At 51.8% G+C, this 16172-nt stretch carries 17 protein-coding genes; 7 read left to right on the top strand and 10 right to left on the bottom strand.

Annotation, left to right across the window (positions count from 1 at the left end):
- Positions 1–350: 350 nt before the first annotated feature.
- Positions 351–752 carry a hypothetical protein gene (locus tag C233_RS0112775; protein ID WP_018667961.1) on the bottom strand — a complete coding sequence of 134 codons (402 nt, stop codon included), beginning with the start codon at positions 750–752 and terminating at the stop codon, positions 351–353.
- Positions 753–892: 140 nt separating this feature from the next.
- On the opposite strand from C233_RS0112775, the gene C233_RS0112770 reads away from it, so the two are divergent.
- From C233_RS0112770 to trhA, 5 genes are all read left to right on the top strand, one after another.
- Entirely contained in the window at positions 893–1750 is an 858-nt protein-coding gene (locus tag C233_RS0112770) for a DUF3298 and DUF4163 domain-containing protein (protein WP_018667960.1), read from the top strand.
- Between the two features lie 54 nt (positions 1751–1804).
- Positions 1805–2425 carry a 16S rRNA (guanine(527)-N(7))-methyltransferase RsmG gene (rsmG, locus tag C233_RS0112765; protein ID WP_018667959.1) on the top strand — a complete coding sequence of 207 codons (621 nt, stop codon included), beginning with the start codon at positions 1805–1807 and terminating at the stop codon, positions 2423–2425.
- Between the two features lie 197 nt (positions 2426–2622).
- Positions 2623–3261 carry an MBL fold metallo-hydrolase gene (locus tag C233_RS0112760; protein WP_018667958.1) on the top strand — a complete coding sequence of 213 codons (639 nt, stop codon included), beginning with the start codon at positions 2623–2625 and terminating at the stop codon, positions 3259–3261.
- A gap of 55 nt (positions 3262–3316) precedes the next feature.
- Positions 3317–6166 (top strand): aminomethyl-transferring glycine dehydrogenase, encoded by a 2850-nt coding sequence (gene gcvP / locus C233_RS0112755; RefSeq protein WP_018667957.1) that lies wholly within the window; start codon positions 3317–3319, stop codon positions 6164–6166.
- Positions 6167–6231: 65 nt separating this feature from the next.
- A complete protein-coding gene (trhA, locus tag C233_RS0112750) occupies positions 6232–6903 on the top strand; it encodes a PAQR family membrane homeostasis protein TrhA (protein ID WP_018667956.1) in 672 nt (223 codons plus the stop codon).
- A gap of 27 nt (positions 6904–6930) precedes the next feature.
- Here the strand turns inward: trhA and C233_RS0112745 are convergent, their stop codons facing one another.
- Complete coding sequence (locus C233_RS0112745; protein WP_018667955.1) at positions 6931–7497, bottom strand: nitroreductase family protein; 567 nt, start codon at positions 7495–7497, stop codon at positions 6931–6933.
- 91 nt (positions 7498–7588) lie between these two features.
- A complete protein-coding gene (locus C233_RS0112740; protein WP_018667954.1) occupies positions 7589–8716 on the bottom strand; it encodes an HpaII family restriction endonuclease in 1128 nt (375 codons plus the stop codon).
- Positions 8717–8840: 124 nt separating this feature from the next.
- Between C233_RS0112740 and C233_RS0112735 the strand changes: the two genes are divergently transcribed.
- Positions 8841–9068 carry a CDGSH iron-sulfur domain-containing protein gene (locus C233_RS0112735; protein ID WP_025068975.1) on the top strand — a complete coding sequence of 76 codons (228 nt, stop codon included), beginning with the start codon at positions 8841–8843 and terminating at the stop codon, positions 9066–9068.
- A gap of 13 nt (positions 9069–9081) precedes the next feature.
- On the opposite strand, the gene C233_RS0112730 is transcribed toward C233_RS0112735, so the two are convergent.
- Positions 9082–9684: an IMPACT family protein gene (locus C233_RS0112730; RefSeq protein WP_018667952.1), complete on the bottom strand. Its 603-nt coding sequence runs from the start codon at positions 9682–9684 to the stop codon at positions 9082–9084.
- A 129-nt stretch (positions 9685–9813) separates the two neighbouring features.
- Here C233_RS0112730 and C233_RS0112725 point away from each other — a divergent pair, with 129 nt between their 5' ends.
- Positions 9814–10944, top strand: a complete 1131-nt coding sequence (locus C233_RS0112725) for a glycerate kinase family protein (RefSeq protein ID WP_025068976.1) — start codon at positions 9814–9816, stop codon at positions 10942–10944.
- 202 nt (positions 10945–11146) lie between these two features.
- On the opposite strand, the gene C233_RS0112720 is transcribed toward C233_RS0112725, so the two are convergent.
- The 6 genes from C233_RS0112720 to C233_RS0112695 all read right to left on the bottom strand — a co-directional run bounded on the left by C233_RS0112720 (position 11147) and on the right by C233_RS0112695 (position 16081).
- Entirely contained in the window at positions 11147–12484 is a 1338-nt protein-coding gene (locus C233_RS0112720) for an MATE family efflux transporter (protein ID WP_018667950.1), read from the bottom strand.
- Positions 12485–12593: 109 nt separating this feature from the next.
- Positions 12594–12794 (bottom strand): hypothetical protein, encoded by a 201-nt coding sequence (locus tag C233_RS0112715; RefSeq protein ID WP_025068977.1) that lies wholly within the window; start codon positions 12792–12794, stop codon positions 12594–12596.
- A gap of 68 nt (positions 12795–12862) precedes the next feature.
- Positions 12863–13264 carry a BamJ family beta-barrel-assembly machinery protein gene (gene bamJ, locus C233_RS0112710; RefSeq protein ID WP_018667948.1) on the bottom strand — a complete coding sequence of 134 codons (402 nt, stop codon included), beginning with the start codon at positions 13262–13264 and terminating at the stop codon, positions 12863–12865.
- Between the two features lie 81 nt (positions 13265–13345).
- The gene (locus C233_RS0112705) at positions 13346–13933 is read right to left on the bottom strand and encodes a GNAT family N-acetyltransferase (protein WP_025068978.1); all 588 of its coding nucleotides are present in this window, start codon (positions 13931–13933) and stop codon (positions 13346–13348) included.
- Between the two features lie 185 nt (positions 13934–14118).
- Complete coding sequence (locus tag C233_RS0112700) at positions 14119–14700, bottom strand: flavodoxin family protein (protein WP_018667946.1); 582 nt, start codon at positions 14698–14700, stop codon at positions 14119–14121.
- A 133-nt stretch (positions 14701–14833) separates the two neighbouring features.
- Positions 14834–16081, bottom strand: coding sequence for a DUF1015 domain-containing protein (locus C233_RS0112695; protein ID WP_018667945.1), 1248 nt, complete (start codon positions 16079–16081; stop codon positions 14834–14836).
- Between the last annotated feature and the right edge of the window lie 91 nt (positions 16082–16172).

The raw sequence follows: 16172 nt of genomic DNA, 5'->3' as shown, positions 1-16172 counted from the left end.
GGGATGAAATTATCTGTCTCATAAGATGAAGGAATCCCCCTTGCGGGACAAAAGAGATATTCTCCTGAAACACGGGATATACTTCTTTGAAACATAAGATATATTCTCTTGAGACATTAAGATGTACCCCTTTGAGATATAAGATATATTCCCTTGAAACATTAAGATATACCCCTTTGAGAGATGAGATATACTCCCTTGAGACATTAAGAAACACTTCTTTAAGACATAAGAACAAAAGAACACAAGAAACATATGAAAAGGATTGCCCTTTCGTCCTTATGTCTCAAAATCATCTTCTTTCACCCGGGAAACTTCTGTGAAACTCTGTGTCCACTGTGATGAAACCTCTAAATAAGCAGTACAGAATAAAGCGCCAGGTAACGCCTGGAAACGGAATACCGTGGCGGTGAATGGACTATATTTTCCGCTACCGGCTCTCTTGCAGGCAACAGGCAACCGAACTGCGGCAGCCGCCCGCAATACAGCGTACAGTCGGGTATTACGGTAGATGCTTCCTGCACGTGCTTTACCACATCCACTTTGTAATGGACGGCAGTGCAGCCGCTGTCCTTGCATATTTCCTGCGAGATGCCGTGATATGCCTGCCCGCATTCCGCACAGCCGGACGTGCAGCAACGTTGTTCCGTCCGGCATCCCGAACAGCAATAATTAATGATAGAAACTCCCGCTCCGCTTATAATAATAAGCGAAGACATCAGTACGGCAAGTATGTAACGGAGCCTCATCATATACGGCGGCAAAGATAGAAAGTTTTAACCGTTCGCAGGAATTAATTTTTCCTTTTTTATGCGTGGAGTTCGTTAATAAGTTCTATATTTGTCGATAAAGATTTCCGATTGAAATGTTGATTTATAAACGAAATTCGAATATGAAAAAGCAAACTGTCAGCCTACTTGTCCTTCTGCTTGCGGCAAGCGGCTTTTTCTTTTCTTGCGGTAACACCATGAACAAAAATGCAGGTGCGTTGGAGTTCGACAGCATACAGGTAAACGAAACTGCGCACCTTTTCGGCGATACCGCCAAACCGGCATGCAACCTCATCGTAAGCTTTGCATATGCCTCCCAGTCATCCGACGCGAAGATGAAGGACAGTCTGAACACTTACTTCCTCTCCGCCTGTTTCGGCGAGAAATACATGGATATGACACCCGAGGAAGCCGTGCGGAAGTACACGGAAAAGTATGTGGACGACTATCGCAAAGACCTGGAACCGATGTACAGCAAAGATGAGCAGGACAAGGAAAACGCCGGTGACCTGGGAGCCTGGTATTCCTATTATAAAGGAGTGGAAAGCCGTGTGCAACTGTACACAGGCCACCTGCTCGTTTACCGTATAGACTACAACGAATATACCGGCGGCGCGCACGGCATCTACATGTCCTCTTTCCTCAACTTCGACCTGCGCACACTGGCTCCTATCCGCCTGGACGACCTGTTCGTAAGCGACTACAAGGAACAGCTTACCGACCTGCTGTGGAACCAGCTAATGGCGGACAACAAGGTAGCCACCCGCCAGGAGCTGGAAGATATGGGTTACGTAACCACCGGCGACCTGACGCCGACCGAGAATTTCTACCTGGGCAAGGAAGGCATCACATTCCATTACAACGTGTACGACATCGCTCCTTATGTAATGGGTGCGATAGAGATTACGCTGCCGTACGAGATGATGCAGCATCTGCTGAACGACGACACAATGGTACTGAACGAGGTGCGCAACTCATAACCCGCCTCCTTTCAGTCTCCATTTATAATTCATAATCAATACTCAAAATTAATAATGGAACTCATCCTGAAATACTTTCCGGAACTGTCAGAGGAACAGAAAAGGCAATTCGCCGCACTCTACGACCTCTACACGGACTGGAATTCCAAGATAAACGTCATTTCGCGTAAAGACATCGAAAATCTGTACGAGCACCATGTGCTCCACTCCCTGGGCATAGCCGAGGTAATCCGTTTCAAACCGGGTACGAAAATCATGGATTTAGGCACGGGAGGCGGTTTTCCGGGCATCCCGCTGGCCATACTTTTCCCCGAAGTGCAGTTTCACCTGATAGACAGCATCGGCAAGAAAGTACGGGTAGCCACCGAAATAGCCGCCAGCATCGGCCTGAAAAACGTAACGACCCGCCACGCGCGTGCCGAAGAAGAAAAACAGACGTTCGACTTCGTAGTAAGCCGTGCCGTAATGCCCCTTGCCGATTTGCTGAAAATCATCCGCAAGAATATCTCCACCAAGCAGCAGAACGCCCTGCCCAACGGCCTCATCTGCTTGAAAGGCGGCGAACTGGACAAGGAGACGATGCCCGTTAAAAACAAAGTCATGATATGGGAACTGAAAGAGTTCTTCGAGGAAGAGTTCTTCGAGACAAAGAAAGCGGTGTACGTAACAATCTGAAAGGAACCGGACATCGGAGGCCGTAAAGTTGACCTTTAGCCGCCCAAAGTAGAGGTTTATAATGCTGGAGTAGAGGTTTAGGTTTCTTCCTACGCGTATGCCCGGAGCAAAGCGCAAAAAGAGAATTGGTATGGCAGATACAGTATTACGCAGATTATGAAGATATAGTATTATGAAGATATAGATATAGTATTATTATGAAGATAAAGAGATTCGAATTCAATATGTTCCCGGAGAACTGTTACGTGCTGTGGGACGAAACCAACGAGGCCGCCGTTATCGACCCCGGCTGTTTCTACGAAGAAGAGAAGCAGGCATTAAAAAACTTTATCGTAAACAACGGGGTGGACGTGAAGCATCTGCTGAATACGCACCTGCACTTAGACCACATCTTCGGTAACCCTTTCATGCTGAAAGAATTCGGGTTGAAGGCGGAAGCCAACCAAGCGGATGAATTCTGGATAGACGAAGCGCCCAAGCAGAGCCGCATGTTCGGCTTCCAGTTGCAGGAGCCGCCCGTACCGCTGGGCACTTACCTGCACGACGGAGACATCATTACCTTCGGGAACACCCGTCTGGAGGCTATCCATGTGCCGGGACATTCACCGGGCAGCCTGGTGTACTATTGCGCCGCCGACCACTGCATGTTCTCCGGCGATGTGCTGTTCCAGGGCAGTATAGGCCGCGCCGACCTTGCCGGCGGCAACTTCGACGAACTGATAGACCATATATGCAGCCGCCTGTTCATACTTCCCAATGAAACGATTGTCTATCCGGGGCACGGAGCACCCACGACTATCGGCATCGAGAAGGCGGAGAACCCGTTTTTCAGGTAATGCTTTCTATCCCTTATCCTATTCTTCATACAATAACTTTAAATAATATACATATATGAAAAACGACCTGTTGGCTAACCGGCACATCGGTATCAGCGAGAAGGACGAGGAGCAGATGCTCCGCAAAATCGGAGTGGAAAGCCTGGACGAGCTTATCGACAAGACCATTCCGGCAAATATCCGCCTGGACAAACCGCTGGCTCTGCCCGAAGCCATGACCGAATACGAGTTCGGCCGGCATATAGCGGAACTGGCAGCCAAAAACAAACTGTACACAACGTATATCGGCATGGGTTGGTACAACACCATTACGCCTGCCGTAATACAGCGCAACGTATTCGAGAACCCCGTTTGGTACACATCCTACACCCCTTATCAGACCGAAGTGTCGCAAGGACGCCTGGAAGCCCTGATGAATTTCCAGACTGCCGTGTGCGACCTCACTGGCATGCCCCTTGCCAACTGTTCCCTGCTGGATGAGGCAACCGCCGCTGCCGAAGCGGTAACGATGATGTATGCACTACGCCCGCGCGATATGCAGAAGGCGGGAGCCAACGTAGTGTTCGTAGACGAAAACGTGTTTCCGCAGACACTGGCGGTCATCACCACCCGCGCCATTCCGCAGGGTATCGAAATACGGACGGGCAGATACAGCGAAATGGAGCCGGCTCCGGACACCTTTGCCTGCGTATTGCAGTATCCGGATGCCGACGGTAATGTAAACGACTACCGCGCCTTTGTGGAGAAAGCACATGCCGCAGGCTGCAAAGTGGCCGTTGCCGCCGACATCCTGAGCCTCGCCCTGCTTACCCCTCCGGGAGAATGGGGAGCGGACATCGTATTCGGAACTACCCAGCGGCTGGGTACGCCGATGTTCTACGGCGGCCCGTCGGCAGCTTACTTTGCCACCCGCGACGAGTACAAGCGCAATATGCCGGGACGCATCATCGGCTGGTCTAAGGACAAGTACGGAAAACCGTGCTACCGCATGGCATTGCAAACCCGCGAGCAACATATCAAGCGCGAAAAGGCCACTTCCAACATTTGTACCGCACAGGCGTTGCTGGCTACAATGGCAGGGTTCTACGCCGTATATCACGGGCCGGAAGGTATCCGTACCATTGCAGAGCGCATCCACAGCATCGCCGCATACCTGGAAAGGAGCATCACCCGGCTGGGTTACAGGCAGGTGAATGCGCAATATTTCGACACGCTCCGCTTCGCACTGCCCGACAACGTATCGGCACAGCAAGTCCGTACCGTAGCTTTGAGCAAGGAAGTGAACCTGCGCTACTTCAAGAACGGCGATGTAGGCATGAGTATCGACGAGACAACGGATACGGCCGCAGTAAATGTACTGCTCTCCATTTTCGGAATTGCCGCCGGAAAAGACTATACCAAAGCCGCCGACATCCCCGAAAGCTGCACTATTCAGGAATCGTTCCGCCGCCAAAGCGCCTACCTGGTACACGAGGTATTCAACAAATACCATACGGAAACGGAGATGATGCGCTACATCAAGCGGTTAGACCGCAAGGACATCTCGCTGGCGCACTCCATGATTTCTCTCGGCTCATGTACCATGAAGCTGAACGCTGCCGCCGAAATGCTGCCCCTCAGCCGGCCGGAATTTACGGGTATGCACCCGCTCGTTCCCGAGGAGCAGGCGGAGGGCTATCGCGAGCTGATACGTAATCTCAGCGAGGAGCTGAAAACGATAACCGGATTTGCCGGAGTAAGCCTGCAACCCAATTCCGGCGCTGCCGGAGAGTATGCGGGGCTGCGTGTAATCCGCGCCTACCTGGAAAGCATCGGGCAAGGACACCGCAACAAGGTGCTGATACCCGCCTCGGCGCACGGAACCAATCCGGCTTCGGCAGTACAGGCCGGTTTCACCACCGTTACCTGTGCCTGCGACGGGCAGGGCAACGTCGATATGGACGACCTGCGTGCCAAAGCCGAGGAAAACAAGGACGACCTTGCCGCCTTGATGATTACCTACCCCTCTACCCACGGTATCTTTGAAACGGAAATCGTGGAAATCTGCCGGATTATCCATGCGTGCGGCGCACAGGTCTATATGGACGGCGCCAATATGAATGCACAGGTAGGGCTCACCAATCCGGGCTTTATCGGTGCGGACGTCTGCCACTTGAACCTGCACAAGACTTTCGCTTCTCCCCACGGCGGTGGCGGACCGGGCGTAGGACCTATCTGCGTAGCCGGGCATCTGGTTCCGTTCCTACCCGGGCACGGGCTGTTCGGCAATGCTGCCAATCAGGTAGCGGGGGCTCCCTTCGGCAGTGCGGGCATCCTGCCTATCACCTACGGCTACATCCGTATGATGGGGGCGGAAGGGTTGGCACGCGCCACCAAGATTGCTATCCTGAATGCCAATTACCTGGCTGCCTGCCTTAAGGATACCTACGGTATCGTTTACCGCGGAGCAACCGGTTTCGTAGGGCACGAAATGATATTGGAATGCCGCAAGGTACACGAGGAAACGGGCATCAGCGAGAACGACATCGCCAAACGCCTCATGGACTACGGCTATCATGCGCCTACCCTCTCCTTCCCCGTGCACGGCACGCTGATGATAGAGCCTACGGAGAGCGAAAGCCTTGCCGAGCTGGATAACTTCGTACGTGTAATGCTCGCTATCTGGCAGGAAATACAGGAAGTGAAAAACGGAGAGGCGGACAAAGCGGACAACGTGCTGGCAAACGCCCCGCATCCCGAATACGAAGTAGTGGCCGATGCCTGGGAACACAGTTACACCCGGCAGAAAGCGGCGTATCCGATAGAAAGCGTCCGCGACAACAAGTTCTGGGTGAACGTGGCGCGGGTGGATAATACGCTGGGCGACCGCAAGCTGTTGCCTACGTGCTACGGATGCTTTGAATAGAATATCGGGAGAGGGTGGCAAGATACACTTGCCGCCCTCTCTTCTTTTATACCGCAAATAAGTTTATGAGTACAACGCGCAAAAGAAAAAGGAACGGGCTCTTTTACAGCAAAGGCGAAGAAACCGTCAACAGCATATCCCACGGCATAGGTATCTCGATGACAGTTATTATCGGGGGATTCTTCCTGATGAAATGCTACCGGGCACATGACCCGTGGGCTATACTCGGTATGTGGCTTTACCTGTTCGGCATGGGCGGTTCTTATCTTTCCTCCACCCTTTACCACTCCCTGAAACATCATAATCCGTGGAAACGGCGGTTGCGCCATTGGGACCACGCGGCTATCTACTGGCATATCGCCGGAAGCTTCTCCCCCATTACACTGATTGCCTTACGGAATGAGGGGCTTTGGGGCTGGGGGCTGTTCTGCTTCGTCTGGCTATGCGCTGCTGCGGGTACTGTTGTCAGTTTCCGCAAGATGAAAGAGCACAGCTATATGGAAACCGTATGCTATATCCTTATGGGCTTATCCGTACTGGCGGTTTTCGAGCAGCTCTTTGCCGTTGCTCCCGCCTCGTGTTACTGGATTATCGCCGAGGGGGTATGTTACATCGGCGGAGCGGGGCTGTACTCCATACGCAAGGTACGTTATATGCACTCGGCTTTCCACTTCTTCGTGCTGGCGGGGTCTGCTTGCCACCTCGTTGCCGTGTGGTACATCCTGGCGATGATATAGGCACGCTCTCCGCCTATGCCTGTACCGTCAGCGGATTATGGTTACCGTACCTTCCGCCAGTTTCTTATCTTTCACGGGAGTATCCGCAGGAGCATAGCCCAAAGCGGCACAGCCGTACACACGGTGGTTTTCGGGAATACCGAGCTCGGTGAGGAAGGCGCGCACATCGGGGTCGTCGCAAGTCTGCCCCAACTGATTAATCCAGCAGGAGCCGATGCCTAAAGACTTGGCGGCAAGGAAGATATTCTGCAAGGCGCATGCACAGTCCATAGATGCCCACCAGCGGGTAGGTTCGTTGGAAACGATTATCAAGGTAGGAGCATGATAATAACAGCAGTAGGTCTGGCTATGTCCGCGTTCCTGCAAATGAACGTCATCGCTCTTGGCAAAAGCGCCCTTTATCTTTTCATTCAGCTCGGTCAGCACGGCGGCATCCTGAATAGCGGTAAAATGCCATGTCTGGAAATTCATACCGCTGGGGGCATAAGCTGCCGCTTCCAGTATAAGATTCAAATCCTCGGCGGAAACCTGCCGCCCGGTATAAGCGCGCACGCTGCGGCGCGACTTAATGTTTTCCAATACTTCGTTCAACATTGTACTATATATGTTTTTATGTAAGAATAATCCTATCGGGCGTACCGAATGCCTCAGCCCGCCGTTCTGTCATGCCAGGTTCTGAAAGCGGTCAGCGTTTCAGCAGCCCTATCTTTACGTTCAATTTAAAGTAATATACGCCGTTCTCCCGTTCCAGGAAGCCGTACTTGTCTTTGTCTACCGGGCCTTTCTCAAAGCGGCTGTTCAGGTAGAGATAGTCGGCAAACGTCTGCCGCAGGGACTTGTGGTAGCAGAGCACCCCGCCGTCTCTATTCGTCAGCAGCAACCCTTCCACGGCGGAGTCCGTACCGTTGTAAATCTTTGCCGGACGCATGCCCAGCGCAAGCGCCAGCAGGAACTGCTTCATCTTAAACTCATAAAAGCCGTGTTTGTTTATCAGCTCGTCCTTTATCTTCAAGGGATTCAGCTCTTTGATGCGTTCCGTTAGCTCGGCGACGCGGGTAATGCCGTCCAGGTGCATGATACGCACCATTTCCGCCAGCATACGGGGGAAGTGCAGGTCTATCATCAGCAGGTTACAACGGAACACGCGGTCGGCAACATCGGCATACTTCAGCACACCGCCCAGGCGCTCAATCATCATCATGCGCTCGGCAACTTCCGTAGGCGACTCGGGCAGGGCATTCACCTTGTTCACGGTAGGTACGGCGAATTTCACACCGCTTTGTTCCAGCTTCAGGTTCGCCGTGCGTCCTCCGTCCAGCAAAGGGTTCATCCGGCTGAGACGGCAGCGGACACTGAACCCCGTCAACGGGGCATCCGCACTCCAGAATGCTACGGAGAAGTCCGTACGGTCGTCGGTCTTGGCTTCCAAGTCGTAGATGTTCACGGCATCCAGAAAGGCTTCCAGCCCTCCGGACACTTCCACTTCTTCGCCAGAGCCGTTTTTCAGCAGGTGAAGTATGATTTCCGCCGCATCGCCGAAGTCCGTGCGGGGAAAAGAGAGTGCCTCTTTCTCTGCCGAAGCGATGAATGTACCGTCCTTTCCCACCGTGCCGCCAATGATGCGCACCTCCTCTTTTTCGATATAATAACGGCGCGTACCGTCGTGCTCTTCTCTCTGTATCAGCGCAACCGGCCAACACTTCGTATCATCCCTCTGTGCCTGCGGAGTACCCAGGAAAACGTGTCCGTCCGCCAACAGGCGGAAAAATGTATAGAGCTCGCCCAGCTCGCGCTTAGTCGCTTCAAATGCCATATCAACTCGATTTTTATTAAATAAGTGTACAAAGATACGCAAATCCGTACAAAAGACGGGGAATTAACAAACTATTTCCATGCAGAAGCGTTCTATCCGGTATGTGAAACATAAAAAAACGGACATGGAAAAATATGAAGATACAGTAACCGTTACGGCTACACCCAACGGGCCTTTTATCGTAGAAGGCAATTTCAAACTGGTAGACAGGGAAGGCAAGGCGGAAATGAAGAAAGGCAGGTTCGCCCTCTGTCGCTGCGGACGTTCCTACAAGCAACCTTTCTGCGACGGCACGCATCGCAAAGTATATTACAACGATTCCTCGGCGAAAAGGATTAAACGGGTAATCTGAAAAGCCGGAGGCTTTACCCTTCCTCGAAACGCAAAGTCTCCACTTTCTCCAGGCGCGCCCTCAGCCGGGGCATCACCGACTTGCGGATACGGAGCGTCATGCGGCAGTCCATGTCGTAGGACTGTTCCAGCATCTCCGGTTCTTCCTCCTTCACGATGCGCATTACATCGTTCATAAAAGGATATTCAAAAAGCACGGTCACCGTTTCGTCCACGGTCTTTTCGATAACGGAAGCGGCAGCGATAGCTTCGGCGGCAGCGGCTTTATAGGCTACAATCAGCCCGCTCGTACCCAGCTTGATGCCGCCGAAATAACGGACTACGACGATGAGAATGTCTGTCAGCCCGTTCGAATTTATTTGTCCCAGAATGGGTTTTCCTGCCGTGCCCGACGGTTCTCCGTTATCATTGGCACGAAAATCCTTGCGCTCGTGCCCCAGCATATAGGCATAGCACACGTGGCGGGCATCGTAGTATTTCTTCTGATAAGTTTCCAGATGCGCCTTTACTTCTTCGACCGTACGTACCGGCAGGGCAATGGCGATAAACTTGCTGCGCTTCTCGGTATATACCCCTTCGGAGGGGGCGGCAATGGTTTTATACGTATCTTCGCTCATGCCGCAAATATACTACACTTTTTGCTATCCGCCTTTCGGCGGCTATCAAAAAACTTTATCTTTGCACAAAGAAAGAAGTTATCTTCCTACGGAAAAGAGTATCCTCCTATGAAAAGAGATTATCCCCCGATAAGAAAAGCGGTTCTTGCCATAGATTCCTTCAAAGGCTGCCTCACATCTGCGGAAGCCGAAGCTGCTGCCGCCGAAGGAATACATGCCGCACTGCCGGAATGCGAAGTTGTCCGTATCCCCGTGGCCGACGGCGGCGAAGGCATGCTGGATGTCCTGATTGCCGCCACGCACGGAAAGAGTATCCGTGTACAGGCTCATGGCCCGTTAATGGAACTTCGCGAAGCCTGTTACGGCATCTCCGGCGACGGACGGACGGCTTTCATCGAAATGGCAGCTATCAGCGGGCTGCCGCTCGTTGCCCCGGAGAAACGTAACCCGATGCTGACAACCACTTTCGGTACAGGCGAACTGATACGGGACGCCCTGACGCGGGGATGCCGCGACTTCATCATCGGCTTGGGCGGAAGCGCCACGAACGATGCCGGACTGGGGATGTTGCAGGCTTTGGGTTTCCGTTTTCTCGATAAAGCGGGGAATACATTAGGCTACGGAGGACGGATTATGGGTGAGGTCGATACCGTAGATACCGCTGCCGTTCATCCCCTGCTCGGCGAGTGTACCTTTGTCGCCGCCTGCGATGTACGCAACCCTTTCTGCGGAACAGACGGGGCAGCCCGCGTATTCGCCCCGCAGAAAGGAGCGGATACCGCTATGACAGAGGCACTGGACGCAGCCATGCGGCATCTGGCAGCGGTTATCTGCCGGAGCACCGGGAAAGACGTATCCTCCTGCCCCGGAGCAGGAGCAGCCGGAGGTATGGGCGGCAGCCTATCGGCATTCCTCGATGCCGGACTGAAACCGGGCGTGCAACTCTTGCTGGAAACACAGCATTTTGCTGAGCGGATAAAAGATGCAGACCTGATTATCACCGGGGAAGGGAAATCGGACAGGCAGACCGTTATGGGAAAAGTGCCGTACGGCATATTGGCAGAAGCCCGAAAACAGGGTATTCCCGTTATCCTGATAGCGGGAAGTATAGAAGATACGGAGCTGCTTGCCCGTGCCGGCTTTCATGGGATATTCTCCATTGTTCCAGGTCCCGTTGCCCTGGAAGAAGCCATGCAGCCGGAGTTCGCCCGGATGAATATCCGCCGCACCGTGGAACAGCTATGCAGGATTATCCGGTAAATGCCGGTGGTGTAACAATAAAAACGGGAATGAAAACGGTTGCCCGGAAGGAATCGGTTGCTTGTAGAAAATCAGGTTACCCGCGGGAAACAGGTTGTTCGCGGGAAACAGGTTGTTCGCATGAAATCAGGTTGTCCTCAGGAAAGCAGGTTGCCCGCAGGAAATCAGGTTACCCGCAAGGAAACAGGTTGCTTGCATGAAATCAGGTTGTCCGTAAAGCGCAATACTTGTAGTAGAGCATCCCTATCGCATCGGCAAGCAACCACCCGATAGGGATAGACCACCAGATGCCTGTTACTCCAACGGAAGGAATGGCGGCAAGCACATAGGAAAGCACGACGCGAGTACCCAGCGAAATCACCGTGAGCACAACCGACATGCCTGGCTTGCGGACGGCACGATAATAGCCGTACAGCAAGAACAGAATGCCGATGCCGCAATAGAACGCCCCTTCGATGCGCAGGTATTCCACCCCGGTAGCAAGGATTTCCGTTTCGTCCGGACGGACAAAAATCAGCATCAGCGGCTCTGCAAAGACAAACACGAGTACGGAGACTGCCAGCGAAAAGACAACCGCAGTAAAAAATGCGCTGCGGACGCCCCGGCGGATGCGTTCGTAACGCTTCGCCCCGAAATTCTGTGCGATGAAGGTGGAGAAGGCATTCCCGAACTCCTGCACGGGCATATATGCAAAGGAGTCTATCTTTACCGCAGCGGCAAAAGCTGCCATAACAGCCGTACCGAAGCTGTTGACCAGCCCTTGTATCATCAGAATACCGAAATTCATTACCGATTGCTGTACGCAGGTCAGCGTGGAGAAAGAGACTATCTCCTTCAGGCTGCAACGGTCAAAGTGCATATCCTCACGGTGCAGCCGTAACTCCGGACGCTTCTTGCAGGTATAGAACACGATTCCCGCAGCGGCAGCTCCCTGGGCTATGACGGTAGCCGCAGCAGCTCCTTCGATACCCCAGTCCAGTTGCAGGATAAAAAACAGGTCGAGAACGATATTCAATACGACGGAAACAGCCAGAAACCAAAGAGGGGTGACAGAATCTCCCACCGCCCGCAACAAGGCTGCATAGAAATTATAGATAAATGTAAAGACGATACCGCAAAAGATTATCCACAGATAACTGCGCATCATTCCGTAAATGTCCTGCGGTACTTGCAGCAGCCGGAGAATAGGGTCCAGCCATACGAAAGCCGCCGCATTGAGCAGGAACGTAACCGCTCCTATCAGTACGAACGAAACGAAAATGCTGCGTCGCAAAGCATGCCTGTTTCCCGCACCGTAGTGCAGTGAGAATACCGTACCGCTGCCGATAGACAACCCCAAAAGAACGGAAATCAGGAAAACCATAAGCGTATATGCCGAACCTACTGCTGCCAGTGCGTCCGCACCGATACACCGCCCTACAATAAGCGTATCGGCTATGTTGTAGCACTGTTGCAGCAGCGAACCTGCCATCATGGGCAAGGTAAAGCGCAGCAGTGTACCCGTTATGCCGCCCTGGGTGAGGTTTCCATTCCGTAACATTCGCTACCGTATTTCGATGTTTTCGTATGCCGTTTCGTATTTCCGGCACAAAGATACGAAACATGGCGGTGTAACCTACCCGGTTAGGGAATAAAATAAAAGCAGAGGATTATCCCCTGCTTTCCATACTGTCCTTGTCGGGATTCAGTATCTTTACCATTCGGCGGACATCTTTCTTATCCGCTTTTCCGTATAGCCCGATTTGCTGCCCGGGCACTGTCTCCGCCTCGTTCCCTTTTTCCAGGACTTGTTCCGGGGAGGGCGCCGCATGCGGGGCACCGCACTCTTCTTTCTTCTTTTCCTGATTCATACTCATTATAATGTTTAAGTTACAGGAAGATAACGTATGAAGAAGAAAGTTTGTTCACGCTTCACTTCTCAGGCAATACCCAGCAGCTTCACTTCGAATATCAGTGTGGAGAAAGCCGGAATAAGACCACTGGCGCGTGCACCGTAGCCCACCGTATAGGGTATATAGATAATCCAGCGGTCGCCCACGTGCATCCGTTGCAAAGCTATCTGCCAGCCGCTGATTACCTCGTTCAGCCGGAAAGCCTCCGGACAGTTGCGTTTCCAGGAATTGTCGAACTCCCTGCCGTTGATGAGCGTTCCTTTGTAATGTACCGACACGACACTATTCAGGCGAGGAACGGCGCTACCCTCCCCGCTTTCCAGCACGCGGTAAAGCACGCCGCCTCCCAACTCCTTTATGCCTTCTTCTACACGCAGGTCTTGCAGGAACCGTTCGTTTTTCTGTTTGTATTCTTCTTTTTTGCCCATATCATTCTATTACTATTTCGGGTTCGGAACGGATTGATTATATGAAAGTTTCCGATATCCGTCTTACGGTTCAGGGGATAGTTATTCCATAACGGAAGATTGCCGCTCTATAAAATGTACCGGATATTTGTTCCAATATTTCCGGTAAACCCGGTCGTCTTCTCCGTCGAAATTAAGCTGGTACATACGGAAAGTAACCGGTATATTTTTAGGTTGCCACATCTCCTCATAAGAGTACCGGTATTTCATGCCTATCGCCTGCATCACCTTCCCACTCCTCGGATTATTCACATCATGCGTAGCTGTAATATACGGAATACCAGTCTGTTTCAGCATACCGGTTACCGCCCGGCACGCCTCGGTACAAATCCCTTTATGCCAGAATTCTTTCCTGATGCAGTAACCCAAATCATGGCTGTCGTCTGCACACACATGGATACAACCGACCGGCACATTATCTTCCTTCAGGCAAATCGCATAGTAAATTCCCTTTTGACGGATATAATCTTCGATATACAAAAGATATTTTTCTGCCTCCTCCATGTCTTTCAACGGGAACATAGGCAGGAATGTATTGACTTCTTCATCGCTAAGGATAGCGAACAAGGCACTTACATCTTCCCTGGTAAAATGCCGCAATATCAGCCGTTCCGTTTCTATATAATCCATATCCGGCATATAATATGATTAATGTATCTTTTTTACCCTATCTGCAAAGATAAAAAGAAAATACCGTTCATATGCACAACGGACGGTACTTTTCATCGAACTCCGGTAAAGCTGAACATTCGGGAGTTTGCAGTTTCCGTCTTTCCGTACCACTCCGGAAGCGGTGGTACGGCTTTCACCGGTTCTCAGCCGAGCAGGGATTTACGTACCGCCTTCTTGCAACGCAGTATCTCCGCAGCAGTCAGTTCCGGGTGTTTCCCGGTTCCTCCCCTTTCTATCGTCTTTACTACCTTGAAACCACTCCATTTCAATATTTCCCGGAGTGCTTTCACCACTCCACGCGTCTGGTTATAGAGGATATTAAAAGGGTACGGAGTAGTGCAGGTACTTACTATGACTGCTTTTTTACCTTTGTGGAGTGCAAGGGGCATTCCCCACGCATTCTCTCCCATCATGCCGTACACCATGCGGTCGAACAGTACTTTCAACTCGCCGGGCATGTTCCCCCAATAACACGGAGCGCCTATTATCAGTGCATCGGCATCCCTGATGTTTTGCAGTATCCGCTGTGCATCGTCTTCCGGCAGGCAGCAGCGTAACGAGCTGCGGCACTTCATACAACCGGTACAAGGGCGCACTTTCAGTTCCGCAACCCTGACATAGACCGCCTCGGCATTACAGCATTCTATTTCCTGCTTCATCGCCTCCAGCATCTTCGATATGTTTCCGTGCCGGCGGGGACTGCCATTGAGTATCAATACTTTCATAGAAGTAATCCGTTTTTCCGGCAAAGGTCGGTATTTTCCGCATAACGGGAAAGGATACGACGACAAAAATAACGGAGCACCGCGCCATACGCAATGCTCCGTTCTCCTATTGTCTTTCAGGAATTATATCTGATTAGCTTAGTTTGTGAATTACCAGCCCGGAACGCAACTTCGGCTCGAACCAGGTAGTTTTTGGGGGCATGATGTTGCCCGTATCGGCAATGTCCATTAACTGTTTCATAGACACGGGATAAAGTGCCAGGGCTACCTTCATCTCGCCGCTGTCCACCCGCTTCTTCAACTCGCCCAAACCACGGATACCACCCACGAAGTCGATACGCTTGTCGGAGCGCAAATCCTTGATACCGAGTATTTCATCCAGTATCAGGTTGGAGGAAATGGTTACATCCAGCACGCCGATAGGGTCGTCGTCATTATAAGTACCCGGTTTTGCCGTAAGGCTGTACCACTTGCCGTCCAGGTAAAGGGAGAAATTGTGCAGGCCTGCCGGCTTGTATATCTCCGTACCTTTCTCCTCTACTGCAAAATTCTTGCTTACAGCGGTCAGAAACTGTCCGGGTGTCATACCGTTGAGGTCTTTCACCACCCGGTTGTAGTCGATGATAGTCAACTGGTTAGCGGGGAAACAAACTGCCATGAAATAGTTGTACTCCTCGTCGCCGCGGTGGTTGGGATTTTGTTTCGCCTTCTCCGCACCGACCAGAGCAGCGGCTGCACTGCGGTGATGTCCGTCTGCAATGTAGAGTGCAGGCATCTTGGCAAACTCCCTGGTTATGGCATCGATGTCTTCCTGCCGGTCGATAATCCAGAAGGTATGACCGAATCCGTCGCCCGGAGCAATAAAATCATAGACCGGTTTCTGAACCGTATAGCGGGCAATGACTGCATCGAGCGTAGCATTATCGGGATAGGCGAAGAATACCGGCTCGATATTGGCATCATTCACACGGACATGCTTCATGCGGTCTTCTTCCTTATCGCGGCGGGTAAGCTCGTGTTTTTTGATAACCCCATTCATATAATCGGGTACATAGGCTCCCACTACCAAACCATACTGCGTCTTGCCGTTCATGGTCTGAGCATATACGTAGTAGTTTTCCTTTTCATCCTGCACCAGCCAGCCTTTATCCTGGAACATTTGGAAGTTCTCGGCAGCTTTCCGGTAAACACGTTCATCATGCTCGTCCGTACCGACAGGAAAATCTATTTCGGGCTTAATGATATGATACAGGGATTTTTCGTTTCCTGCTGCCTCCTCACGGGCTTCGTCGGAGTTCAGTACGTCGTAAGGACGGGATGCAACCTGCTCCACCAAATCCTGGGGGGGGCGAACGCCTTTAAAAGGTTTAATTATAGCCATGGTTATTAGATTATTTAATGAACTATTCAGGCACGGGCTACGCAGGTTACGCGGAATAGACCATTCCGTGAAATCCGTATAATCCGTGCCT

The sequence above is a fragment of the Bacteroides gallinarum DSM 18171 = JCM 13658 genome (assembly GCF_000374365.1).
GTDB classification, from domain to species: Bacteria; Bacteroidota; Bacteroidia; order Bacteroidales; family Bacteroidaceae; genus Bacteroides; species Bacteroides gallinarum.
This window is presented reverse-complemented; position numbering and strand designations above follow the sequence as displayed.

Coding starts and splice junctions, on each gene's coding strand:
- C233_RS0112770 (WP_018667960.1), top strand. CDS start 893: ATGAAAAAGCAAACTGTCAGCCTACTTGTCCTTCTGCTTGCGGCAAGC.
- C233_RS0112775 (WP_018667961.1), bottom strand. CDS start 752: ATGATGAGGCTCCGTTACATACTTGCCGTACTGATGTCTTCGCTTATT.
- C233_RS0112760 (WP_018667958.1), top strand. CDS start 2,623: ATGAAGATAAAGAGATTCGAATTCAATATGTTCCCGGAGAACTGTTAC.
- C233_RS0112745 (WP_018667955.1), bottom strand. CDS start 7,497: ATGTTGAACGAAGTATTGGAAAACATTAAGTCGCGCCGCAGCGTGCGC.
- gcvP (WP_018667957.1), top strand. CDS start 3,317: ATGAAAAACGACCTGTTGGCTAACCGGCACATCGGTATCAGCGAGAAG.
- C233_RS0112720 (WP_018667950.1), bottom strand. CDS start 12,484: ATGTTACGGAATGGAAACCTCACCCAGGGCGGCATAACGGGTACACTG.
- C233_RS0112695 (WP_018667945.1), bottom strand. CDS start 16,081: ATGGCTATAATTAAACCTTTTAAAGGCGTTCGCCCCCCCCAGGATTTG.
- rsmG (WP_018667959.1), top strand. CDS start 1,805: ATGGAACTCATCCTGAAATACTTTCCGGAACTGTCAGAGGAACAGAAA.
- bamJ (WP_018667948.1), bottom strand. CDS start 13,264: ATGGGCAAAAAAGAAGAATACAAACAGAAAAACGAACGGTTCCTGCAA.
- C233_RS0112735 (WP_025068975.1), top strand. CDS start 8,841: ATGGAAAAATATGAAGATACAGTAACCGTTACGGCTACACCCAACGGG.
- C233_RS0112705 (WP_025068978.1), bottom strand. CDS start 13,933: ATGGATTATATAGAAACGGAACGGCTGATATTGCGGCATTTTACCAGG.
- C233_RS0112715 (WP_025068977.1), bottom strand. CDS start 12,794: ATGAATCAGGAAAAGAAGAAAGAAGAGTGCGGTGCCCCGCATGCGGCG.
- C233_RS0112740 (WP_018667954.1), bottom strand. CDS start 8,716: ATGGCATTTGAAGCGACTAAGCGCGAGCTGGGCGAGCTCTATACATTT.
- C233_RS0112730 (WP_018667952.1), bottom strand. CDS start 9,684: ATGAGCGAAGATACGTATAAAACCATTGCCGCCCCCTCCGAAGGGGTA.
- C233_RS0112700 (WP_018667946.1), bottom strand. CDS start 14,700: ATGAAAGTATTGATACTCAATGGCAGTCCCCGCCGGCACGGAAACATA.
- trhA (WP_018667956.1), top strand. CDS start 6,232: ATGAGTACAACGCGCAAAAGAAAAAGGAACGGGCTCTTTTACAGCAAA.